Here is a 1,700-nt window from a genome sequence, read left to right as displayed (position 1 = left end):
GCGGCCGAGCAGCGGGCGGCCGAGGTTGCGCGCGAGCGCGCCGGCATCGAGACCCAGCTGCTGCAGCTGCAGGGCGACACGGCCGCGCTGAGGGCCCGGCAGCTCGAGCAGCTCGATCCCTCGAACCGAGCGCTGCTCGAGCAGGTGTTCGCGCTGCAGGACCAGCAGGAGGCAGCCGAGGAGGCGCGCCGCGCGGCCGAGCTGCTCGCGGGCACCTGGGGCAGCCTCGCCGACAGCATGATCGAGGAGGCACGGCGGCTGCGCGGCGAGATCTCCGCCTCGAGCGCCGGCGGCCTGGCCGAGGCGCAGGCGCGCTTCGCGGTCCTCACCGCACAGGCTCGTGCAGGCGACACCGAGGCGGCACAGCAGCTCGGCCAGGCCGCGCAGCAGGTCTCGCAGCTGGCCACGACGACCACTGCCACCGCGGCCGACTACGCGCGCATCCAGGCCCAGCTCGCCGCCAGCCTGGAGAGCACCTCGCAGCTGGTGAGCACGCCCGGCTTCGGCGCCCTGGTGCAGCCGGCCGCGCTCGGCATCGATGTGGCCGCCACCAGCGGTGCGACCTCGACCAGCAGCCAGGCGCGGCAGTCAGAGGTGATGGTGCAGCAGCTCGAGGCGGCACGCGAGGAGCTGCGCGCCGGAATGGCCGCTCCTGACCTGATGAAGCTACTACGGCCGGCCGCGGTGCCCGACAGCACCGCCACGTTCTCCCGGGCCAGCACGGCGACCTACACCGACAAGGACGGCATGCTGCGCGTCGCGGCGGCGAACGAGCTGCGGCTGCAGTACGCAAACGCCGTCGGCGCAGCGTCCGGGCTGCTGTTCGAGCCCGCGGCAACCAACCTGCTGCCCAACTCGGCCGCCTTCGACAACGCGACTTGGACGAAAAGCGCCGCCGCTGTCACGGCGAACACCGACACCGCGCCGGACGGCACGCTGACCGCCGACCGCATCGTGCCGAACGGCACGACATCCGTGTCGCACTGGGTGCGCCGCGCGACGGCGATCCCGGCCGAGGGCGCGCTTTACACCGTGTCGGTCTACGTCAAGGCGGCCGAGCTGTCGATCGTGCGGCTGCGCATGGCCGGTGCCGCCTACGTCGGGGACGCCGTGTTCAACGCCGCGACGGGCGCCTGGGTCGGCAACGCCGGCAGCGCGACGCGCAAGGCGGAGGCGCTCGCGAACGGCTGGTGGCGCGTGTCAGTCGGCTACGCGATGGCAGCGGGCGACACGACGCTGACGTTCGAGGTCTGGGTCTACGATGCCGCGGGCGCGGCGTCCTACATCGCCGACGGCACGAGCGGCGTCCTGCTATGGGGCGCGCAAGTCGAGAAGGGCGCGCTGACGTCCTACATCCCGACGGGTGGTGCCGCGGTCACGCGCGCAGCCGACAACCTCAGCGGCAGCGGCCTCGTCTACAGCAGCGTCCCCGAGAACGATCACCCGGCCTGGAGCGCGGCGACGAACTACGCCGTCGGTGCGAAGGTGATCCGGCTGACGACGCACCGCGTCTACGAATGCGCGATCGCGGGCACCAACAGCACGCCGCCCGAGGACGCGCCTTCGCGCTGGATCGACCTGGGGCCGACGAACCGCTGGGCGATGCTCGACAAGGAGGTCGGCACCGTCACCACGACGGGCGGCGTGCCACTGAACATCGTCATGCTGCCGGGCTTCGCCACCGGCGTGAGCCTGATGGA

At 72.6% G+C, this 1,700-nt stretch carries 1 protein-coding gene; it reads left to right on the top strand.

Features of this window, described 5'->3' with window-relative positions; genetic code table 11:
- Positions 1–1,700 (top strand): phage head spike fiber domain-containing protein (locus D3A59_RS24825; RefSeq protein WP_119157968.1); only part of this gene is annotated, 1,700 nt, incomplete at both ends.

Origin of the sequence: Caldimonas tepidiphila, assembly GCF_003569765.1 — a bacterium.
Classification (GTDB): Bacteria; Pseudomonadota; Gammaproteobacteria; order Burkholderiales; family Burkholderiaceae_C; genus Caldimonas; species Caldimonas tepidiphila.
Note: the sequence above shows the minus strand (reverse complement) of the source record. Positions and strands in the feature narration are given on the sequence as shown.